This window comes from Protofrankia sp. Cr1 (assembly GCF_963555865.1).
GTDB lineage: Bacteria > Actinomycetota > Actinomycetes > Frankiales > Frankiaceae > Protofrankia.
In genome coordinates this window covers 1-3,195 of sequence record NZ_CAUVXO010000419.1, presented here as the reverse complement: position 1 = coordinate 3,195, position 3,195 = coordinate 1, and the positions used below count along the sequence as shown (strand labels likewise).

At 67.4% G+C, this 3,195-nt stretch carries 4 protein-coding genes; 2 read left to right on the top strand and 2 right to left on the bottom strand.

Translation table 11 applies throughout. The features are described from left to right. Both U9980_RS22760 and U9980_RS22755 read right to left on the bottom strand, forming a co-directional pair. On the bottom strand, nucleotides 1-398 hold a 398-nt coding region (locus U9980_RS22760), incomplete at its 3' end, for a hypothetical protein (protein ID WP_322769805.1). Further along, on the bottom strand, nucleotides 386-1,654 hold the full coding sequence (locus U9980_RS22755) for an ATP-binding protein (protein ID WP_322769804.1): 1,269 nt from the start codon (nucleotides 1,652-1,654) through the stop codon (nucleotides 386-388). The genes U9980_RS22755 and U9980_RS22760, both read right to left, overlap by 13 nt. Nucleotides 1,655-2,155: 501 nt before the next feature. On the opposite strand from U9980_RS22755, the gene U9980_RS22750 reads away from it, so the two are divergent. Further along, on the top strand, nucleotides 2,156-2,764 hold the full coding sequence (locus U9980_RS22750; RefSeq protein ID WP_322769803.1) for a Panacea domain-containing protein: 609 nt from the start codon (nucleotides 2,156-2,158) through the stop codon (nucleotides 2,762-2,764). Further along, complete coding sequence (locus U9980_RS22745; protein ID WP_322769802.1) at nucleotides 2,761-3,093, top strand: hypothetical protein; 333 nt, start codon at nucleotides 2,761-2,763, stop codon at nucleotides 3,091-3,093. The genes U9980_RS22750 and U9980_RS22745 overlap by 4 nt, the downstream gene beginning before the upstream one ends. Nucleotides 3,094-3,195 lie beyond the last annotated feature (102 nt).

Here is a 3,195-nt window from a genome sequence, read left to right as displayed (position 1 = left end):
GGTAGCCCAGCACGTAGTAGCTGTTGCCGGGGGCGAGTTCCACCAGCGCGGGACGGGCCGGGCCGGGCCGGGCCGGGCCGGGCCGGGCGGCTGTACTCCCGCAGCTCGCTGTGAAAGACCCGGTTGTCCTCGCCGCTGCGGTCCTCCCAGGCGAGCGTGGCCTCCAGCGCGGTGCGGGTGTCGATCAGCGCGTAGTTCGGCAGCAGCCCGGACTCGACGAGGGTGCCGTGGGCCGAGGCCTTGCCGATCTCCGCGATCCGCCGGGTGACCGCCCGGCGTTCCGCCCGCAGCGCCACCCTGCGGAAGCTTCTCTTTGCCGGCAGACGCCAGTGGTGCGGAGCAAGGGGACGACGAGAAAGAGGTAGTCGGATGAAAAGGATCGCGACTACCCAGCCCATATTCGGTCCACCGGCATGACGTGCAGGCGGTCTTCGAAGCTGTAGGACCGTGCGCCCAGGTAGAGAGTCACGCCGGCCAGGAACGCGCCGCCGGTGGCGTCGCGGAGCTTGCGCAGTGGGGTGAGGTCCGAGCCGGGGACCCGACTGGCGGCCTTGATCTCGAACGCGACCAGCATCCCGTCGTCGCGTTCGACGACGAGGTCGACTTCGTCGCCGTCTCGGGTACGCCAGTGGCCGGTCCCGCTGACCCAGTCGACCCAGGATGCTTGTTTGAGTAGTTCGCCGACCGCGAACGTCTCCAGCAGGTGCCCGAACTCGGTCAGCGCGGCCGGGCTGCGGGCGGCCAGCTTCTGCGGTGTCAGGCGCAGCAGCCGTGCCGTCACCCCGGAGTCCAGTACGTGGATCTTTGGGGAGGCCGTGGACCGCGCGATGAGGGTGGTGCTCCAGGCTGGGAGGCGGTACAGCAGGAACACCGCTTCCAGCAGGCGGATGTAGCTGTCGGCAGTCTTGTGGTCGAGCCGGGTTCCCGTGGCCGCACTGGTGATGTTGAGGACTTGGGCGGTCTGGCCGGCGAGCCTCCCGAGTAGCGCCGGTAGGGCCGCGGCCTGGCGGATGTTGCTGAGTTCCTGGACGTCGCGTTCGAGGCTGAGGCGGATGTAGTCGTCGAGCCAGCGGCCCCGGGAGGCAACAGTGGCGCGGCCGAGCACCGGCGGGAAGCCGCCCGCGACGACTCTGTCGATGTACTGCTCGCGTGTGGTGGTCGACGGCGGGGCGCTGACGGCGTCGACCGGGTTGGTGAAAAGGTCTTCCAGCAGGTGTTCGCGGACCCCGGCGACCTCTCCCTGTGACAGCGGGTAGACGGGCAGTCGGTGCAGGCGGCCGGTGAGGGCTTGGGCAGCGCGGGGGAGCGCCTCGTGCCGCGCCGAGCCGGTCAGCACGAAGCGGCCGGGTCGGCCGTCCCGGTTGAGTTCGGCTTTGATCGCGTCGAGGACGAGCGGGACGTGCTGGTATTCATCGATGCATACCGGGGAGGGACCTGCGACGAACGTCCCCGGGTCCCTGGCGACCGCGTCGCGGACAGCGATGTCGTCCAGGTCGATGATTTCGGTTCCCGTGGTGGAGGCCAGGCCCCGGAGCAGGGTGGACTTGCCCACCGACCGGGGACCCTGGACGAGGATGACGGGTTCCTCGGCCATCCGGCTCTCGATGATGGGGAGCAAGCGCCGTTCGACGAGTCCCCGCAGTGGCGTACTCACGGCTCGATGATAGTTGACCTCCAGATCTGCCAGCTTTCCAGTTCCAGATCTGCCACAGGTCGACCTCCAGATTTGCCGACCATTTGGCTCCAGATCTGTCAGCCGCGTACGTCCGAATCAGGCAGGCTCTCCACCCGGAAGTGACGTCATGTGACGGGTAGGACCATTAGTTAGATAATCGGACCGATCCGCTGTCGCGGCAAGTCGGTCGAAGGAACTGGATCTGACCTCGAACCGCCCACCGAACCCTCGACACAGGTCGCGATCGGATACCGCACGATGGTAGAAATCGCGGCGCCCGCAGCGCGGGTTCGGGCCCTTGGCCACGGCCCATCCCATTTGGAGCAGCCACAGGCAACAACCCATCCAGGATCATCCAATTTTGGGCGCGGAGAGCAACGACCCCACACCCGAGTTGTGAACATCTGTTCGATGGAGCAAGCTGGGTGAAGGTTGCCCCGGGGCGACCGTAACCAACGGTCTGATCAGGGAGCACGTGTGGTGGACGAGTACGAACGGATCATCGCAGCGAGCCTGGCCGCCGAGGACATCCCAACCGAGCCTGACGAGGACAAGTTCGCCGAACTGCTCCTCCTGGTCGCCGAGGAACTCGCCGGCGACCGCTTCGGAGGCATCGCAAAGGTCAACAAGGTGCTGTTCTTCGCGGAGTTCGCGCACGTCCGCCAGACCGGCCGCCCCATCACCGGAGTGCGGTACCAGAAGCTGCCCCACGGTCCCGCACCTCGCCCGCTCCGGCCGATCCGGGACCGGCTGGTCGCCTCCGGCGCGGCGGAGATGGCGACCGAGACCGTACTCGGCCGCGAACAGCACCGTCTGCGCCCACTACGCCCCGCGGACCGGTCCCGGTTCTCCGACACCGAACTGACCGCCGTCAAGGACGCCGTCGCCGTGCTCTACGGACGCACCGCCCGTGAGGCCACCGACCTCTCCGGCGAGGAACCCGGCTGGCGGATCGTCGACGAAGGCGAGGACATCCCTTATGCCACCGCTTACCTCGCCCCCGGCGACCAGCGCACCAGCCCCCGAATACAGGCCCGCGCCCGCAAGATCGCCGACGACTACGCGCGCCAGGGCCGTCCAGCCCGGTGACACGCCTCACGGTCACATACGGCCGCTCGTTCCTTGAGGCGGCACGAGCCGCCTACCCGCTGGCACGGAGCTTGACCTACAGCGGTCCGAACTACGAGGAGTTCATGACCGGCCCCGTCCTCGCGGCCCGTATCCAGTTCGAACGGGACTGGGACACCCTTTTACCCGAGGCCGGCGACGCAGTCCGCAAAGTCTTCCTCGCTCCTAGCAGGGAGTTCGGACCGATCCTCGTTTACGGGTACCTGACGGCTCCCGACCAGGTCGAGATCGTTTCATTCGAGGAAGACACCGAGTTCTGGGCAATGATCCAGGGAGACCCGGACGACTGACGTCCACGATCGCCAGGCACCTCGACGGCTACTCACGGGCAGCGCCAACTGGCACTGAGCAAGCGGCGGCGTAGGGCCACTCTGGCTCATTTTACCCTTGAT